This window comes from Amycolatopsis sp. CA-230715 (assembly GCF_018736145.1).
GTDB lineage: Bacteria > Actinomycetota > Actinomycetes > Mycobacteriales > Pseudonocardiaceae > Amycolatopsis.
On sequence record NZ_CP059997.1, the window covers coordinates 209139 to 225142 of the forward strand.

Annotated in this window: 21 protein-coding genes and 1 tRNA gene; 13 read left to right on the plus strand and 9 right to left on the minus strand. The window is 69.9% G+C overall.

Annotation, left to right across the window (positions count from 1 at the left end; all coding sequences use genetic code 11):
* Positions 1–69 precede the first annotated feature (69 nt).
* Together HUW46_RS00920 and HUW46_RS00925 are read right to left on the minus strand one after the other, a co-directional pair.
* The gene (locus HUW46_RS00920; protein ID WP_254125673.1) at positions 70–1233 is read right to left on the minus strand and encodes a cysteine desulfurase family protein; all 1164 of its coding nucleotides are present in this window, start codon (positions 1231–1233) and stop codon (positions 70–72) included.
* On the minus strand, positions 1230–1898 hold the full coding sequence (locus tag HUW46_RS00925; protein WP_442860958.1) for an ArsR/SmtB family transcription factor: 669 nt from the start codon (positions 1896–1898) through the stop codon (positions 1230–1232). Before HUW46_RS00925 ends, HUW46_RS00920 begins: the two co-directional genes overlap by 4 nt.
* Before the next feature lie 64 nt (positions 1899–1962).
* Between HUW46_RS00925 and HUW46_RS00930 the strand changes: the two genes are divergently transcribed.
* On the plus strand, positions 1963–2790 hold the full coding sequence (locus HUW46_RS00930) for a class I SAM-dependent methyltransferase (protein WP_215545444.1): 828 nt from the start codon (positions 1963–1965) through the stop codon (positions 2788–2790).
* On the opposite strand, the gene HUW46_RS00935 is transcribed toward HUW46_RS00930, so the two are convergent.
* Positions 2759–3400 carry a class I SAM-dependent methyltransferase gene (locus HUW46_RS00935; RefSeq protein ID WP_215545445.1) on the minus strand — a complete coding sequence of 214 codons (642 nt, stop codon included), beginning with the start codon at positions 3398–3400 and terminating at the stop codon, positions 2759–2761. The two genes, HUW46_RS00930 and HUW46_RS00935, sit on opposite strands and share 32 nt — an antisense overlap.
* 76 nt (positions 3401–3476) lie before the next feature.
* Here HUW46_RS00935 and HUW46_RS00940 point away from each other — a divergent pair, with 76 nt between their 5' ends.
* The 7 genes from HUW46_RS00940 to HUW46_RS00970 all read left to right on the plus strand — a co-directional run bounded on the left by HUW46_RS00940 (position 3477) and on the right by HUW46_RS00970 (position 8933).
* Positions 3477–3902 carry a MarR family winged helix-turn-helix transcriptional regulator gene (locus tag HUW46_RS00940; RefSeq protein WP_215545446.1) on the plus strand — a complete coding sequence of 142 codons (426 nt, stop codon included), beginning with the start codon at positions 3477–3479 and terminating at the stop codon, positions 3900–3902.
* A complete protein-coding gene (locus HUW46_RS00945; RefSeq protein ID WP_215545447.1) occupies positions 3899–4960 on the plus strand; it encodes a flavin-containing monooxygenase in 1062 nt (353 codons plus the stop codon). The genes HUW46_RS00940 and HUW46_RS00945 overlap by 4 nt, the downstream gene beginning before the upstream one ends.
* A 92-nt stretch (positions 4961–5052) precedes the next feature.
* Positions 5053–5427, plus strand: a complete 375-nt coding sequence (locus HUW46_RS00950) for a YciI family protein (protein WP_215545448.1) — start codon at positions 5053–5055, stop codon at positions 5425–5427.
* 64 nt (positions 5428–5491) lie between these two features.
* Positions 5492–6709 (plus strand): sigma-70 family RNA polymerase sigma factor, encoded by a 1218-nt coding sequence (locus HUW46_RS00955; RefSeq protein ID WP_254126542.1) that lies wholly within the window; start codon positions 5492–5494, stop codon positions 6707–6709.
* Positions 6706–7554, plus strand: a complete 849-nt coding sequence (locus HUW46_RS00960; RefSeq protein WP_215545450.1) for a hypothetical protein — start codon at positions 6706–6708, stop codon at positions 7552–7554. The genes HUW46_RS00955 and HUW46_RS00960 overlap by 4 nt, the downstream gene beginning before the upstream one ends.
* A 78-nt stretch (positions 7555–7632) precedes the next feature.
* On the plus strand, positions 7633–7974 hold the full coding sequence (locus tag HUW46_RS00965) for a VOC family protein (RefSeq protein ID WP_215545451.1): 342 nt from the start codon (positions 7633–7635) through the stop codon (positions 7972–7974).
* Positions 7975–8075: 101 nt separating this feature from the next.
* A complete protein-coding gene (locus tag HUW46_RS00970) occupies positions 8076–8933 on the plus strand; it encodes a hypothetical protein (RefSeq protein ID WP_254125675.1) in 858 nt (285 codons plus the stop codon).
* Here HUW46_RS00970 and HUW46_RS00975 read toward each other — a convergent pair.
* From HUW46_RS00975 to HUW46_RS00990, 4 genes are all read right to left on the minus strand, one after another.
* Positions 8919–9371 carry a DUF488 domain-containing protein gene (locus tag HUW46_RS00975; protein WP_215545452.1) on the minus strand — a complete coding sequence of 151 codons (453 nt, stop codon included), beginning with the start codon at positions 9369–9371 and terminating at the stop codon, positions 8919–8921. The genes HUW46_RS00970 and HUW46_RS00975 overlap by 15 nt on opposite strands.
* A gap of 12 nt (positions 9372–9383) precedes the next feature.
* Positions 9384–9590, minus strand: coding sequence for a hypothetical protein (locus HUW46_RS00980; protein ID WP_215545453.1), 207 nt, complete (start codon positions 9588–9590; stop codon positions 9384–9386).
* A 100-nt stretch (positions 9591–9690) separates the two neighbouring features.
* Positions 9691–10101 (minus strand): hypothetical protein, encoded by a 411-nt coding sequence (locus tag HUW46_RS00985; RefSeq protein WP_254125677.1) that lies wholly within the window; start codon positions 10099–10101, stop codon positions 9691–9693.
* Positions 10098–11060: an alpha/beta hydrolase gene (locus HUW46_RS00990; protein WP_215545455.1), complete on the minus strand. Its 963-nt coding sequence runs from the start codon at positions 11058–11060 to the stop codon at positions 10098–10100. The genes HUW46_RS00985 and HUW46_RS00990 overlap by 4 nt, the downstream gene beginning before the upstream one ends.
* A gap of 288 nt (positions 11061–11348) precedes the next feature.
* Here HUW46_RS00990 and HUW46_RS00995 point away from each other — a divergent pair.
* Positions 11349–11422: transfer RNA gene (locus tag HUW46_RS00995), tRNA-Pro, on the plus strand.
* Positions 11423–11621: 199 nt separating this feature from the next.
* On the opposite strand, the gene HUW46_RS01000 is transcribed toward HUW46_RS00995, so the two are convergent.
* Together HUW46_RS01000 and HUW46_RS01005 are read right to left on the minus strand one after the other, a co-directional pair.
* Positions 11622–12461 (minus strand): NAD(P)H-binding protein, encoded by an 840-nt coding sequence (locus HUW46_RS01000; protein WP_215545456.1) that lies wholly within the window; start codon positions 12459–12461, stop codon positions 11622–11624.
* A complete protein-coding gene (locus HUW46_RS01005; protein ID WP_215545457.1) occupies positions 12458–12868 on the minus strand; it encodes a nuclear transport factor 2 family protein in 411 nt (136 codons plus the stop codon). Before HUW46_RS01005 ends, HUW46_RS01000 begins: the two co-directional genes overlap by 4 nt.
* Positions 12869–13035: 167 nt before the next feature.
* Between HUW46_RS01005 and HUW46_RS01010 the strand changes: the two genes are divergently transcribed.
* From HUW46_RS01010 to HUW46_RS01025, 4 genes are all read left to right on the plus strand, one after another.
* A complete protein-coding gene (locus HUW46_RS01010; protein WP_254125679.1) occupies positions 13036–13854 on the plus strand; it encodes a helix-turn-helix transcriptional regulator in 819 nt (272 codons plus the stop codon).
* A gap of 18 nt (positions 13855–13872) precedes the next feature.
* Complete coding sequence (locus tag HUW46_RS01015; protein ID WP_215545459.1) at positions 13873–14271, plus strand: NUDIX hydrolase; 399 nt, start codon at positions 13873–13875, stop codon at positions 14269–14271.
* A 78-nt stretch (positions 14272–14349) separates the two neighbouring features.
* Positions 14350–15333, plus strand: a complete 984-nt coding sequence (locus tag HUW46_RS01020) for a GlxA family transcriptional regulator (protein WP_215545460.1) — start codon at positions 14350–14352, stop codon at positions 15331–15333.
* Entirely contained in the window at positions 15333–15962 is a 630-nt protein-coding gene (locus HUW46_RS01025; protein ID WP_215545461.1) for a DJ-1/PfpI family protein, read from the plus strand. Before HUW46_RS01020 ends, HUW46_RS01025 begins: the two co-directional genes overlap by 1 nt.
* Positions 15963–16004 lie beyond the last annotated feature (42 nt).

Here is a 16004-nt window from a genome sequence, read left to right on the forward strand (position 1 = left end):
ATTCCCTGGCTCGAACACCGGATGCGGCCTGGTAGTCCTTGCCGTGAGCGAGCGCGGCCTCGTCGAGGGTCATGCGATCCCTTCGTTGTCGTGGTGCGCGACGGCACGCACGAGAGCATCGGCCGCGATGTCGATGTCACTCGAACTGCTCCAGCGCCCCAGGGTGAGGCGGATCGCGGCCAGCGCGCGGTCGGTGTCGAGGTTCATGGCGGTCAGGACCGGGGACGGGGTGTGGATGCCGCTGTGGCAGGCGGATCCGGTGGAGGCGGCGATCTCGGGCGCGTGGGTGAGGACGCGGTGGCCGCGGGTTCGGTCGATGCTGATGTTGAGGGTGTTGGGCAGTCGTCGCTCGACGGGTCCGTTGAGGTGGATGCGACCGGGCAAGGCGGTGGACAGCCGGTCGTGCAGGTCGTCTCGTAGCGCGGCGATCCGCTGGGGTGCGCCGGTGGCGATGTCGTCGGCGGCGAGTTGGGCGGCGGTGCCGAGGGCGACGGCGAGTGCGACGTTCTCGGTGCCCGCGCGCAGTCCGCGTTCCTGGCCACCGCCGTAGACGACCGGTTCCAGGGCAACACCATCGCGGACGTAGAGCGCGGCGGCGCCGCGGGGCGCGTACATCTTGTGCCCGACCACGGTCAGCAGGTCCACAGTGGACTCGGTGACGTCGACCGGGATTTTCCCGCACGCTTGCGCGGCGTCGCAGTGCACGAGTGCGCCATGGCGATGGGCGACGGTGGCGAGTTCGGTGATCGGCTGCAGCGCGCCGGTTTCGTTGTTGGCGGCCATGATCGACACCACGGCCGGACCCGGCCCGGCGACCAGCGCGGCGTCGAGTGCGACGGGGGCGAGCAGCCCGTCGTGGTCGACGGGGAGCACGGTGACTTCGGTGCCGTGCAGGCGTTCGAGCGCCTGGGCGGTCTGCAGGACCGCGGGGTGCTCAGTGGCCGCGATGACCAGGTGACCGCGTCCGTCGCCGAGCACGGCTCCCCGCAAGGCGAGAAGGTTCGCCTCCGATCCGGACGCGGTGAACACGATCTCATCCGCTCGCGCGCCGAGCAGTGCAGCGACCTGTTCGCGCGCGGTGGCGAGGGCGTGGCGTGGCCGATCGGCGTAGGGGTGGTCGCTGGAGGGGTTGCCGAAGAATTCCGTCCAGTACGGCATCGCCGCGTCGGTGACGCGCGGGTCGACCGGGGTGGTCGCGTTGTAGTCCAGGTAGACCGGCCCGCCGGGGTTCACGCGCGATCCCCGATGGCGACGGGCAGTTCGGCGAGGCGCCATTCGAGCATGCCGTCGTGCAGGCGGATCGCGCGGCGGCCGCGATCGATGAGCAGCCGGACGGCGTCGTAGGCCAGCACGCAGTATTCGCCGCGGCAGTAGACGACGATCTCGGTCTCCTCGGGCAGTTCGGCGACCCGGTCAGCCAACTCGTGCACCGGAATGCTGACCGCGCCGGGGATGTGCCCTGCTCGGTACTCGTGAACCGGCCGCACGTCCAGCACCACGACCTCCCCCGCCTTCGCACGGGCACGCAGTTGCGCCCGGCTGATCTCGGTGTCACCGCCGGGGCCGAGGAAGGCGTCGCGGGCGGCGGGCACCGCGGGCTGGTGGGCCTGGGCGACCTTGCGTAGTAAGGCAAAGAGCTGTGCGACGTCGGCGCCCGCGAGCCGGTAGTGCACCCGCACCCCGTCGCGGCGGGTGGTCACGAACCCGGCCTGCTTGAGGGTCTGCAGATGCGCCGACGCCGTCGTCAGGTTCAGCCCGGCCGCCGAGGCGAGCGCGTCGACGGTCCGTTCGCCTTGCGCGAGCAGGTCCAGCAGTTCCAGGCGCGTGCCGTTGGCCAGTGCTTTCCCGCTGACCGCGAAGGCCTCGTACAGCCGCGCTTTCGTCGCTTCCTCTGCCACCATCACTTCCTCCATAATTCCATGGAATAATGTATAGCAGGATCACGACACGAAGGGCACCTCTGTGACTGCACTGCGGCGATGGGCGGACGCGCTCGCGTCCTGGGCGATCCCACCGGAGATCCTGGCCGACGCACCCGAGTCGCCATGGGTGCTGCCACGGCAGGTGTTCACCCGCCGCGCCGACGCGCAACTCGCGCACCCGTCCGGCGCGACGCACACCGCCGCGCTCGAAGCGCTGACCGAACCCGGGTCGGTACTCGACATCGGCGCGGCGGCAGGGGCGACGAGCCTGCCACTGCTCGGGCGAGCACCCGTGCGGGAACTTGCGGCCGTGGACGCCGACGCCGAACTGCTCACCGCGTTCGCCGAGCGCACCACCGCACTGGACAGCCCCGCGAAGATCCACTGTGGACGGTGGCCGGACCTGTCCGAGGAGGTGGCGATCGCCGACGTCGTGTTGTGCGGCAACGTGGTCTACAACGTCGCCGACCTCAAGCCGTTCGTACGCGAGCTCACCACGCACGCGCGGCGGCGAGTGATCGTGGAGTTGGCCGCGGCACATCCGCTGACCGAGCTGAACCCGTTGTGGCACCGGTTCCACCGCATCGACCGGCCCGAAGGGCCGACCGCGGACGACTTCGCGGCCGTGCTCGCCGAGTTGGATATCCAGCCCACGGTCAGCCGCTGGCACCGGACCGCGGAAGCCGAATACGCCACCTTTGCCGAACTGGTCGAGGTCACCCGGAAACGCCTGTGCCTGCTGCCCGAGACCGAGCCCGCGGTGGCGGCGGCACTGATCTCGTCCGGGGTCGATCCGGCGGTGCCGCCCGATCTGGGCTCGTCCGGCCGTGACCTGGTCACGGTGAGCTGGGCGGGGCAGGGCGTTTGAGCGCCGCCACCCGCTCGACGGTGCCGAGCTTGCGTCGTTCGCTGCGAGTGAGCTCGAACCCGGCCCGTTCGAGCAGCGGCAGGGGCCGCCGGGTCTGGTAGTCCCCGATCATCGCCACGGTGAGGCGTTCCAGCAGCCGCTGCCCGAACCGGACGACCGCGTGGTGGCTGCCGACGTGATCGAGCAGCAGCACTGTCCCGCCGGGGCGCAGCACCCGGTGCATCTCGGCGATCGCGGCCCGTTCGTCCGGAACGCCGCACAGGCCGAGCGTGCAGACCACGGTGTCGAACGAGGCGTCGGGGAACGGCAACGCCTGCGCGTCCCCTTCGCGCAGATCGGCATCGAGGCCCAGCTCGCGTGCCCGGGTACGGGCGATCTCCACCATGGCCGGGCTCAGGTCGATCCCGGTCACCCGGACCCCGGCCGGGTAGTGGGCGAAGTTGCGGCCGGTGCCGACCGCGACCTCGAGGACCTCACCGGTCGCCTGCCCGCACACCCACTCGCGGCCACCGGCGAATTGCAGCCGTTCCAGCAGCGCGATGTCCTTGTCGTAGCGGGAGGAGTATCGATCCCACCGGTGCCGCAGTTCGTCCTCGCCGAGATCCGCCATCGCCCCTCCGCCGCTCCGGTATTTTGATGAAGTCACTTCACTATGTACTCTCGACACTAAATTGGGAAGGGGTGGCATGCACGGCGATCCGGTCCAGGCCTTCGACAAGGCGTTCGAGCTGGCCGCCCGGCTGGCCGAAGTGATGCGGCACGCGCTGGCCGAGCGCGACCTCACCCCCAGCCGCGCGGAAGTGATCTACGTGCTGGCCCGCGAAGGCGCGGTGATGCAGCGCGCCCTGGCCGAAGCCTTGCGCTGCACACCGCGGCACGTCACCGGGCTGGTCGACCAGCTCCAGGACGCCGGTCTCGTCGAACGGCGCCCGCATCCGGACGACCGCCGCGCGACTTCGGTGGCATTGACGACCAAGGGCGCCGCGACCGCCCGGTGGATCACCGAGAGCCGGCACACCGCGGCCTCGGCGCTGCTGGGCGACGTACCCGGCGATGACCTGGCCGCGTTCGTCCGCGTCGCAGACCTCATCCTGCGTCAGATCGCGCCATGACCGGCGACCGTCACGACGTCGTCATCATCGGTGGCGGGCAAGCGGGTCTCGCGCTCGGGCACGAACTCGCCGCCACCGGCGTCGGGTTCGTGATCCTCGACGCCGGCGAGGAGATCGGGCACGTCTGGCGCGAGCGCTGGACCTCGCTGCGCTTGTTCACCCCGGCGCGGTATTCGGCGCTGCCCGGTCTGGCGTTCCCGGCGGCACCGGAGACCTACCCCGGCAAGGATCAGGTCGCCGACTACCTCGCGACCTACGCGGCCACCTTCGACCTCCCGGTGCGTACCGGCACCACGGTCACCGCACTACGCCGCTATACCCACGACGGCTTCGACCTCGACACCACTCGCGGACCGGTGCGCGCACGCCAGGTCGTGATCGCGACCGGGCCCTTCCAGGAACCGCTGGTTCCCGCCTGCTCAGCCGGGTTCGCACCGGAGGTTCTGCAGCGGCACAGCATTGCCTACCGCGACCCCGTCCCGTTCCGCGGCAGGCGGGTGCTGGTCGTCGGGGGCGGGAACTCCGGCTTCCAGATCGCCGCCGAACTCGCCACTGACCCCGCCGTGAACGCGGTGACACTGGCCATCGGAACCCGCAACTCCTGTGTCCCGCAACGGATCCTGGGCCGCGACCTCTTCTGGTGGCAGACCCGCACCGGCCTGATCACCGCCCCCGCCCACTCCCGCCGAGGCCGCTGGATGCACCGCGGAGAAGCCACCGTGATCGGCCACAGCCTCCGCGCACTGCGGCGACTCGGAATCACAATCCGGCCCAGGCTCGTCGCCGCGACCCGCACCACGGCATCCTTCGCCGACGGGCAGCACGCCAACGTCGACGCGGTCGTGTGGGCAACCGGGTTCCGCCGGGACCACTCGTGGATCCAGCTCCCCGGCGCCCTCGACCACGGCACGCTGCGCCAGCACGACGGCCGCACCCGGGTCCCCGGGCTGTTCGTCCTCGGCCTGCCCTGGCAACGCACCGCCGGATCCGCGCTGCTCGGCTACGTCGGCCACGACGCCACCCACCTCGCCGCACTCCTGTGCGCCGGACACGAGTGAAAATTCCCGGGAGGCGGTGTCGAGTTCGGGGTGCTGTGATCGTCCTCTGCTCGACCACACCCGCTCGTCCGTGCGCGACGACAGGAGGACCTATGCGGTACATGCTGCTGATCTACAACTGCGACCGGCCCGAACCCGCCGACCCCGGGTTCACCGAGGCGCTGGCCAGGGTGAACGCGTTCGCCGACGAATGCCGCCGCCGCGGCGCGCTGGTGGCCGGGGACCCGTTGCAGGGCGAGCACACCGCTACCACGGTCAGCGTCCGCGACGGTAAGGCCCTGATCACCGACGGCCCGTTCGCCGAAACCCACGACCACCTCGGCGGCTACTACATCCTCGACTGCCACGACCTCGACGAAGCGCTGGAACTGGCCGCGCTGTGCCCGATGGCCGCGGTGGGCTCGATCGAGGTCCGCCCACTAGCGGGAGTGCCCGGGCTCGACCACACACCGGCGCAACCGCGGTGAGCAGGAGGTGATCGGGCCGCCCGCGCTGACCGTGGAGCGGGTCTACCGCGAGCACCGGGCCCGGATGCTGGCCGCGCTCGTGCGCGTCCTCGGCGATTTCGAACTCGCCGAGGACGCGTTGCAGGACGCGTGCGCCCTCGCGCTGGACCGCTGGAGCGCAGCCGAGCCGGACGATCCGGTGGCGTGGCTGCTCACTGTGGCCCGCAACCGCGCGATCGACCGGCTCCGGCGCGCCCGCACCGCACACCACACCTCCACTCCGGGCGAACCGGCTGCGGTCACGACGCCCGCGCTCGAGGACGAGCGCTTGGCCGAGATCGGTGACGAGCGGCTGAGCCTGCTGTTCACCTGCTGCCATCCCGCGCTCGCCGAACACGTCCGGGTCGCGCTCACGCTCAACGCCGTGGCCGGGCTGACCGCGGGGCAGATCGCCCGGATGTTCCTCAGTACCGAACCGACCGTGGCCCAACGCCTGGTCCGAGCGAAACGCAAGATCCGCGACGCCGGGATCAGTCTCACCGTCCCCGCCGATCACCTGCTGCCCGAACGACTGCCCGGCGTGCTCGCCGTGGTCTACCTGATCTTCACCCACGGCTACACCAGCACCGACAAGCGGCCGAGCGAAGAGGCGATCCGGCTCGCCACCCTGATCGCCACCCTCATGCCCGACGAACCCGAAGCACTCGGCCTGCTCGCGCTCCTGCTACTCCACGATGCCCGCGGCACCGCGCGGCACACCGGCGACGGCGAGGTCGTCCTCCTCGACGACCAGGACCGCTCGCGGTGGAACCACGCCGCGATCGTCGAAGGCATCACCGTTCTCGACCGCGCCCTGCGCCACCGCACAGTGGGCCCGTACCAGCTGCAGGCGGCGATCGCCGCCATCCACGTCCAAGCCCCGACCGCGGCCGACACCGGCTGGGACCGGATCGCCGCGCTCTACACCGAACTGCACCGGATCGCGCCCTCACCCGTGGTCGCCCTCAACCGCGCGGTCGCCATCGCCATGACCAGCCCGCCCGACGGCGGCCCCGTCACCGGGCTCGCCCTTCTCGACGACCTCGACGACGCCGCGTTGCGGCGCTACCACCTCTTCCACGCCGCCCGCGCAGACCTGCTGCGCCGCCTCGACCGCACCAGCGAGGCCGCGGCCGCCTACCGCCGCGCCCACGAACTCGCGGTCAACCCCGCCGACCGCCGCTTCCTCGCCCACCGCCTGCTCGACCTCGACACCCGCCACGCCAACGAAACCCCGGTAACCAACCCGATGGAGCCCACATGAGACTGTCCACTCTAGACACCGGACACCGCATGCGTGCCCGGCTGTTCTTCGCCCTCACCGGTCGCGGCGACGCACCCGACATCGTGCGCACCCTGCTCTACCGGCCCGACTTCTTCGCCCGCCCCTTCCTGGCGATCACCGTCGCGGCCATGCGCGGACCGTCCTACTGGAGCGCGGGCGAACGCGAGTACCTCGCCATGCGCACCGCCCAACGACACCGCTGCCCCTTCTGCGCCGAGTCCCACACCGAACTCACCCGCATCGCCTCCCACGGCGAGATCAACCCCGACGATTCCAACACCACCCGCCCCGAACTCCGTGCTGTGCGGGCCTTTCTCGATGACACCACCGGCGATCAAGCGCCGCGCAAGGTCGACGGCGTTCCGGAATCCGCCATCCGCGAGGCGCTTCGGGTCGATCTCGTGTGGAACGTCGTCAACCGGCTCGCGAACGCGTTCGGCTTCACCCTGCGCAGCGACCAACTCCGCACCGGACCCCGCGCCCTGCACCGCTTCGGCTACAAGTTCCCCGGCTTCCTGCTCTCCGGCGGCACCCCCACCCCCGGCGACCCGATCACCGCCCTGCGCCACGCGGTGTTCGATGCACCAGCTCACACCGACCCCGCGCTACGCCGCGCCACCGCGGACCCGGACACCCTCGACGAACCCTGGCGCTCCTACGCCGCGCTCGTCCGCGACGCCTCCTACCGGATCACCGACGCCGACATCACCCGGCTCACCGACGCCGGGCACAGCCAAGACGCCATCTTCGAGATCACCGTCGCCGCGGCCGTCGGAGCCGCCCTGCACGCCTTCGACACCGGCCAGCACGCTCTTGCCCAATAAAATTTCGTGTCCGGTGTCGAGATCCGCCTCCGCCGTGCGTCCTCGATACGTCAACCACCCCGATGAAAGGACCCGGCCATGCCCGGACACGTCAACTGGATCGAACTGCCCGCCAAGGACACCGCCGCCGCCCGCATCTTCTACACCGGCCTGTTCGGCTGGTCCACCACCGAGTTCGGCGAGGACTACCACGTCATCGACAACGGCCCCGCCGGAGCGATCACACCTCGCACAGATACCTTCGACCACCCCCGCGTCTACTTCGCCACAGACGACATCGACACCTCCACCACCAGCGTCCGCGACCTCGGCGGCACCACCGGCGACATCCAAACCGTCCCCGGCGTAGGACGACTCGCACACTGCGCCGACGACCAGGGCTGCCCGTTCAGCCTGTACCAGCCCGAATCAGAAGCCTGACCGCGCCGCGCCGTCTCGCTACCTCACCCAAACGGGCGTTCACAGCACGCTACGATCACTATTACGTTGGGTAGCTGTCGTGTGTTGGCCGGGGAGGGCTGATGACGCAACTACCGATGTTCGGGCAGCCGCCTGACACGCCCGCGAGCAAACCCGCGGGCGACCAAGTGGTCACCCTGCGAGTGCTTGTCACGGTCAAGGCGGCACCGAACCCCTCGGACAAGTACGGCGAGACAGTGTGCGTCGCCGGTTTGAGCGTCGATCCCGCGCGTCCCGGCTGGGTTCGCCTGTACCCGATCAACTTCCGAGAACTCGGCGGAGACGCGAGCTTCAAGAAGTACGACGTCGTCTTGGTCGACGCCGTACCAGCCAGACAGGATGCCCGCCGCGAGAGCTGGCGACCACTGATGCCGACCCTGCACGTCGAGAACCACCTTGCCAAATGGCAGCACCGTCGACCGTGGCTCGACCCCGCCATCAACCCTCAAGTGACGATGTGCCGCCTGCACCGCGGCGCCACAATGAACAGCCAGTCCCTCGCTTTGATCACGCCGAAGCGGATCACCGGGCTGCGCATAACCCGGCATCCTGGCTGGACTGCCAGCCAGCAGGCCAAGATCGACGCCTACATGGGTCAGCTGACCCTGTTCGGCAATGAGGACCGCACGCCTCTGCGCGCGCCGCGCTTCACCGGGACTTACCACTACGAGTGCGAAGAACCCGGCTGCCGCGGCCACAAGCAGGGCTTCCTCGACTGGGAGTTCGTCGCGTTCCAGATTCTCCGCCTCGGCGATCTGAACGACGCCACTGCCCAGCAAGAGCTTGAGCAGCGCTTCCTCAACGAACTCTGTGCGCCTGACCGCGAAGTCGCGTTCTACGTCGGCAACGTCGCCGCCCACCCCGGGACGTTCAGCGTCCTCGGCGTCTACTACCCACCCCTCAGGTCAGGACCGCGATAGCCGGCTGGCGATCTCACCGAGCACCACATCGCGGTGACAGCGACGCTGATCAGCCTCGAAACACAACACGGCGATGCATTCCGTCGCCGCCAAACGCCCCAACTCGTCCAACGACGCCTGCGCCTCCTCGTTGTCGAGCAGCTCAGCGTACCGGGCCTTCGCCTGCGCCAGCTCCGTCTCGCTTCCCGCGAAACCAGCCCGGTTGGCTTTGAGATTGCCCAGCTCACGACGGTGGTCGTACACGATCCCAGCCTCAGCAAGCGCGCCACCGAGCGCGGTCTTGCTGAAACCCCGCTTCCGGGAAATCGGCGTCAGCCTGACGTCCACCAGCCGCGTCACTCCATGTCGCACAAGATCATCCACAAAGGACTGGATCTCCTGCCCTTCGTAGCCGACGCCGATCACGCCGTCCCGAAGCCGCGTTGCGCTGATGCCCATGCCGATACCCTGTCATGGCGACGTCTCCCCGGCGAGATCGCCCTCTTCACGCACGTACAGCTCCTCGACGGTGATCTTGCCGTTGCGTCGCAGCGCTGCCTGGCGACGGATCTCGCGCTGGCGGCGGCGTTTGTTCACGTAGGCCAGCAGGCCGAGGAAAGGTCCGTAACCGACCGCGGGCCCAAGCAGTACCAGAGCGACCAGCCAGAGCGGAATCACGGGGTGTCCCAATCCGTCCGGGTCGCATCCGGTGGAAGCGACAACTCGGCGTCGAGCGCTGCTTGCCTGGTCGCGTCGGCGGGTGGGGTGTGGTCGTCGTTTAGCCGATCTTCTGAGAGAAGCCTTCTACGATATCGCTGGCGAACTTCGCGCCGCCGAAGCCACCCATCACACCCAAGATCAGAGAACCGACCGGAGTGAACGCACTCCCAGCCACCGCTCCAACCACCGCGCCGCCGAGTGCTCCGCCAACGACCGAGGCACCGGCATTCGCCCCCGCCCGCATCCAACTTTGCTCGCCCTTCAAGGCGCCCATCGACTCCTCTAGCTCGGTCACCTGTCCGCGCAAGCGCAACAGTTCGGCCCGTTCGGCGGCCTCCAGAGGTTTGTCTCCGTGGACCTCGGCCGCGGTGACCCGTCGACGTTCGTCTTTGACCCAGACACTCAACATGCCCGCGTCGATACCCAGCTCGCGGGAAACCTCAGCGATCGTCCGGCCGGAATCGATCACGCGGTGAGCAGCCTCGACCTTGTACTCCGCCGTGTACGACCGGTGCTTGCGAGGAGGCATGAGGACATCCTTTCAGCAGAACGACTGATCCTGCTAACTCGGTGTCCACTCCCCGGGGTGAACCTCATAGGCGGGTTCAGGCCGCAAGTGAGCCAGTTCGTGACGGTCTCGATGACGAACGCCTGCCACTGCTGGCTCTGCGGGTTCAGGTACTCGGGATCCTTGTCCACGGCGAAACCGTGCTGAGCACCGTCGATCTCGACCAGCTCGTGCTCGACCCGCAACTGCGCTGCCGCTTTCCGGGACGATTCGATGGAGACGAACGTGTCCTGCGTGCCGTGCACGATGAGCGTCGGGCGAGCGATCTCGCCGATGACCTCGTTCGGCCGGATCCAGAAAACTTCGTTCAGGAACGCGCGGCTGTGTTTCACCGTGTCCGAGTGGTCCAAATAGCCGCGTTCGCGGAGCTGCTGGGCAGCGGTGTCGTCGAGATGGCGGTCGACCCAATGAGGCTTCTGGTCGACGTAGCGATCCAGGTAGTTCAGCTGCGGGTTGAGCAGCACCAGGCGCTGGAGTTCCGCTCCCGCTCGCGCGGCGTAGTAGGCGGCGAGACCGCCGCCGAAGCTGGTCCCCAGCAAGCTGATGGTCCTCGCGCCGGTGACGCCGCGGAGGTGCTCGATGGCGGACGTGATGTCGTTGAGGTGCTCGGCGAGCGTCCGCTCTTCCTGGGTGCCGTCGCTGACTCCGTGGCCACGCTGATCGAAACGGAGAGACGCAAGCCCAGCCTCGCCGAGCCCCTCGACAAGACGGCCGAAGAACCCGCCTTCCTCCCGAGTGACACCACCGCCATGCACCAAGACCACGGCGTGAGCGGCCGGTGGCTCGGTCGCGAACACCGTGCCCGAGAGCTGGAGGCCGTCGAGGGTGCGGAAAGTGGTCTCGGCAGTGCTGATGGGCACAATGCGCTCCTCGGGTCGGAGGCCTCTTTATCGGCGGTGGCGCCGCTGGAGGCGTGTCACAGGTCAACGACGACTCCATGTTCTCGTTCATCGTGTTCGCTTGCCGATCGCGGAACCCAACGGAGGTCGGAGGGCGCCCATGTGCGGCACCTTCCCGAGACAGCGGCCCGCAGCGGGAGTTCGCCGGGGTCATTTCCGCAGGTCGGTGGCAACAGGCGACCTGCCTGCGACGGGCGCCGGGTGACCAGCTAAGCTTTCCCCATCGAACTTCACGCGAGGTTCGAGGCCCGGGCTGTGGCGCAGTTTGGTAGCGCACTTGACTGGGGGTCAAGGGGTCGCAGGTTCAAATCCTGTCAGCCCGACCGGGCAAAGGCTTCCCGCAGGTCATTCACTGCGGGAAGCCTTTTGATAGTGCTCCGGGCCAAGCGGTTCGCTCAGTGACAACTTGACCGCAGATATCCAAGGAGCTGCTCACTCGACCCGCTTACGGGTTTGGACAACTCGCCTCGACAAGTGGGCCGATCCTTCTAAGCAGATGTGCAATGGCGGGCGCAGGCATGGTCAGCTCGACCACGCGGTCGCGTGCTCCTGGACGAACTCGGCGAAGGTGCGGGGCGGGCGGCCGGTCAGGTCGAGGACCGCGGTGCTGATCTGGTCGTCCTGGCCCGCTCTGATGCCGTCTTCCACGGCGGCGAGCGCGGCCGCGAAGTCGGCGGCGATACCCGCCGCCCGGTAGGCGGCCGCTTGGTCGTCGACCTCGGTGCGCACCACCCGGACGGGCCGCCGGGTGTGGGCGGTGATGATCGCCGCCGCGTCCGGGTAGCTCAGTGCCTTCGGGCCGGTGAGCAGGTAGTCCCGCTGCTGGTCGCCGGGCCCGGTCAGCAGGGCGAAGGCGGCGGCGGCGATGTCGCGCGCGTCGATCCAGCCCAGCCTGCCGTCACCGGCGGCGGTGCGGATCTCGCCGTGCCGCCGAATCCGCTCGCCCAGCGGGTGCGGGCTCAGGAAGTTCTGCATGAACCCCGACGCGCGCAGCACGACCCACCCCGGCTGGGCACGCACCTGCGCGGCCAGTTCCAGCGCGCTGGGCGCGTTCGGCAGCACGATGGCCGAACCGAGGAGCACCACCTGGCGCACGCCGCGGCGTCGGGCCTCGGCCAGGAACGGCTCGACGAGCGGCATCGGGTCGGCGCTTTCCACCGGCGGCACGAGGAAGACCCGGTCCACCCCGTGCAGCGCGGCTGGGTGGGTGGCCGGGTCCGCCCAGTCGAACCGGATCGCGGCGGGGTCGCGGTCCGACGGGTGGCGGCTCGCCACCCGGACCGGAACACCGTTGGCGCGCAACAGTTCCACCAACGCGCTTCCGGTCTTCCCGGTGCCGCCGGTCACCAGCACGGCGTTCATCGGGCGACCTCCGTGCCCAGCGCGTCGAGAAGCTCGGGCAGCGTCCCGGTCGCGGAAGCGGTGGCCAGCGGGTTCCAGTAGTCCCGGTAGCGGGTGATCAGACCGTCCTGGACGGTGATCACCGCGATGTAGTCCAGCCGGTAGGGCTCTCCGGTGCAGAGCGTGCGCCCGGTCGCGCTGAACTCCGCGACGACGGTGTCGGGGTTTTCCATGTGGTGCACGGTGATCGCGGGCACCTCCCGCATGTCCAGCACCCCCGGCAACCGTCCCAAGTAGACACGGATCGCGTCCCGCCCGGTCACCAGGCGAGGCGAAGTCCCGACGGCGAAAGGAAACTCGGCGACGCCGTCTTCGGCCCACAGGTCGGCGGCCGCATCGGTGTCCTTGACCAGCATCAGATCCAACATCCGGCGAAGCGTCTCTTCGGGACTGCTCGGCACGATGTCCTCCAGGTGTTTCGACGAGGTGTGACCAGTCCAGAGTGGACAGGGGGTGCGCCGACGCGGAACAGCGAGCCGAGCCCCGGACCGCCAGTCCGTGGCTAAGCCGGGCGGCCGATGCCATCATGGGTGGCGTGAGCAGAGCCGAACTGGCCGATTTCCTCCGCCGCAGGCGGGAAGCACTGCGCCCGGACCAGCTTCCTGCCGCCGCCACCCAGCCGGGCGGCCGTGCCCGCCGCACCCCCGGACTGCGCCGCGAAGAGGTCGCCGCGCTGGCCGGGATGTCGGTCAGCTACTACGAACGGCTGGAGCAGGCCCGCGCGCGGCGCCCTTCCCCGGAAGTGCTGGCGGTACTGGGAACCGCGCTTCAGCTCACCAACGCCGAACGCGAGCACCTGGCGCGGCTGGCCGGGCAGATCCCGGCCAGCACCGGCCGCAGGCCCGTGCCCGCCGAAGCCCGCGGGTTGCTGGACCGGCTCGGGTCGATCCCCGCCTACCTGATCGACGAGCGGCAGGACATCGTGGCCTGGAACAGTGCGGCGGCCGCGCTGATCCCCCGTTTCGAGCTGCTGCCCGCCGAGGACCGCAACACCGTGCGGCTGGCGATCCGGCTCGGTGGCACCTTCTGCCGGGCTCCGGCAGGCGAGGAGCGCGAGTTCGCCCGGCAGTTCGCGGCCCAGCTCCGCGCGGCCAGCGCCCGCTACCCCGCCGACCGCGTCCTCGGCGAACTGGTCAACGAACTCGCCGCGCACAGCCCGGAGTTCGCGATCGGCTGGCGCGATCACGACGTGCGCCCCGTCGCGGCGCTGCGCAAGTACCTGCGCCACCCCGAACTGGGCGAGCTGGACGTGGTCTGCCAGACCCTGCTGGTCCCCGGCACCGAGCTGCAGCTGGCGATGTACACCGCGGAACCGGGCAGCCCGAGCGCCGCCGCGCTCGCCAGGCTGGCGTGACCCGGTACCGTCCGGCCCGTGGCTTCCCTGGACAAGATCGCCTGGCTCCGGCTGGCGGACGAGCGCGTCCTCGGCGCGCGCTCGCACGGCAAGGACGCGTTCTACCTCCCCGGCGGCAAACGCGAACCGGGTGAGACCGACGTCGAGACGCTCGTGCGGGAGATCGGCGAAGAGCTGGCGGTCGCGATCGACCCCGCGAGCGCCGTGCGGTTCGGAGTGTTCGAGGCGCAGGCCCACGGCAAGGCGGCGGGCGTGCTCGTCCGGATGACCTGCTACACCGCCGAGTTCTCCGGCTCGCTCACCGCGAGCGGCGAGATCGCGGAGCTGGCGTGGCTCACCTACGCCGACCGCGACCGCGTCTCCCCCATCACCCGCCTCGTCTTCGAGCACCTGCGCGAACGAGGCCTGCTGCGCTGACCGCCACGACGCGTGATGGCAGAAAAGGTGGGTTCTTCGACGTTGCCGCCATCCTGACGCCCGGCCAGCATGGGAGGCATGCGAACCGCGGCGGTGCTCTTCCTCCTCTTCGACGGGGTGCAGAGCTTGGACGTGACGGGCCCGCTGGAGGTGTTCACCAGCGCCAACGGCTGGCTTCTCGCACACGGGGGAAAGCCCGCTTACGCGATCACCACAGCGAGCGTCGGCGGCGCGGCCGTCCGCACGTCGAGCGGGTTGCGGATCACGCCGGACGCCGACCTCGCCGAGGTCGCGGTGCCCGATCTGGTGGTGGTGCCGGGTGGTGAAGGCACCTGGTCCCCTCCCCCGGAGCTAACCGCGTGGCTGCGCGGCACCGGACCCGGCGTGCCGCGCCTGGTTTCGGTGTGCACGGGGGCCTTCCTGCTCGCGGAAGCGGGCCTGCTCGACGGCCGCCGCGCCACCACGCACTGGGCCTACTGCGACGCGCTGGCCGAGCGGTACCCGGACGTGCTGGTGTCGGACGAGCCGATCTACGTCGAGGACGGCCCGCTCGCGACCTCGGCCGGGGTCACCGCGGGCATCGACCTGGCGCTGGCGATCGTCGAAGCCGATGTCGGCAGGGAGGTCGCGCTGACGATCGCGCGCTACCTCGTGATGTTCCTGCGCCGCCCGGGGAACCAGGCGCAGTTCAGCACGCAGCTGTCCGCGCAGGTGGCCGAACGCGAACCGGTGCGGGAGGTCCAGCGGTGGATCGCCGAGCACCCGGACGCCGATCTTTCGGTGGAGGCGCTGGCCAGGATGGCGAGCCTGTCACCGCGGCAGTTCGCGCGCGTGTTCGCCGCCGAAGTCGGCGTGAACCCCGGCCGGTACGTCGACCGGGTCCGCGTCGAGGCGGCGCGGCGGCTGCTCGAAGACACCGGCCGCGGCGTCGAAGAAGTGGCCCGCGACTGCGGGTACGGCACCCCCGAAGCGATGCGGCGAGCCTTCCTGCGGGTGCTCGACGTGAGCCCCGCCGAATACCGGCGCCGGTTCCGGCCGGCCCATTCCCGAGGAGAATCCTGATGCGCGTTGCCATCCTGCTCTACGACCGGTTCACCACGCTGGACGCGACGGGCCCGTACGAGGTGCTCGGCCGCGTCCCCGGCGCGGAAGTGGTCTTCACCGCCGAGCGCACCGGCCCCGTTCGCAACGACCTCGGCAGCCTCGCCATCGTCGCCGACGCGGCACTCGGCGAGGTCGAGTCGCCCGACATCGTGCTGGTACCCGGCGGGCCGGGGCAGCGCGAGCTCATGACCGACGGGCCGGTGCACGACTGGCTGCGGGCCGTGGACGCGACGAGCACGTGGACGACCTCGGTCTGCACCGGCTCGCTCATCCTCGGCGCCGCCGGTCTGCTCACCGGAAGGAAGGCCACCTCGCACTGGCTCGCACTGGACCAGCTCCCCTCGTTCGGCGCGGAACCGGTGAGCGAACGCGTGGTCGTCGACGGCAAGTACGTGACCGCCGCGGGCGTGTCCGCCGGGATCGACATGGCGCTGACGCTCGCCGGCCGGATCGCGGGCGACGAGGCGGCGCAACGGATCCAGCTTCTCACCGAGTACGCGCCCGCCCCGCCGTACGACGCGGGCAGGCCGGACACCGCGCCCGCGGAGATCGTCGCCGGGATGCGCGCGCAGGCTTCCCGAAGCTGATTCCGGGCACATCTGTCCACAAGCGACATTCAAGGAGAACCC

Bases quoted from the DNA above. Each gene is read 5' to 3' on its own strand.
- HUW46_RS00935 (WP_215545445.1), bottom strand. From the start codon at position 3,400: ATGGCGGATCTCGGCGAGGACGAACTGCGGCACCGGTGGGATCGATAC.
- HUW46_RS00940 (WP_215545446.1), top strand. From the start codon at position 3,477: ATGCACGGCGATCCGGTCCAGGCCTTCGACAAGGCGTTCGAGCTGGCC.
- HUW46_RS00945 (WP_215545447.1), top strand. From the start codon at position 3,899: ATGACCGGCGACCGTCACGACGTCGTCATCATCGGTGGCGGGCAAGCG.
- HUW46_RS00950 (WP_215545448.1), top strand. From the start codon at position 5,053: ATGCGGTACATGCTGCTGATCTACAACTGCGACCGGCCCGAACCCGCC.
- HUW46_RS00955 (WP_254126542.1), top strand. From the start codon at position 5,492: ATGCTGGCCGCGCTCGTGCGCGTCCTCGGCGATTTCGAACTCGCCGAG.
- HUW46_RS00960 (WP_215545450.1), top strand. From the start codon at position 6,706: ATGAGACTGTCCACTCTAGACACCGGACACCGCATGCGTGCCCGGCTG.
- HUW46_RS00965 (WP_215545451.1), top strand. From the start codon at position 7,633: ATGCCCGGACACGTCAACTGGATCGAACTGCCCGCCAAGGACACCGCC.
- HUW46_RS00970 (WP_254125675.1), top strand. From the start codon at position 8,076: ATGACGCAACTACCGATGTTCGGGCAGCCGCCTGACACGCCCGCGAGC.
- HUW46_RS00975 (WP_215545452.1), bottom strand. From the start codon at position 9,371: ATGGGCATCAGCGCAACGCGGCTTCGGGACGGCGTGATCGGCGTCGGC.
- HUW46_RS01000 (WP_215545456.1), bottom strand. From the start codon at position 12,461: ATGAACGCCGTGCTGGTGACCGGCGGCACCGGGAAGACCGGAAGCGCG.
- HUW46_RS01005 (WP_215545457.1), bottom strand. From the start codon at position 12,868: ATGTTGGATCTGATGCTGGTCAAGGACACCGATGCGGCCGCCGACCTG.
- HUW46_RS01020 (WP_215545460.1), top strand. From the start codon at position 14,350: ATGCGAACCGCGGCGGTGCTCTTCCTCCTCTTCGACGGGGTGCAGAGC.
- HUW46_RS01025 (WP_215545461.1), top strand. From the start codon at position 15,333: ATGCGCGTTGCCATCCTGCTCTACGACCGGTTCACCACGCTGGACGCG.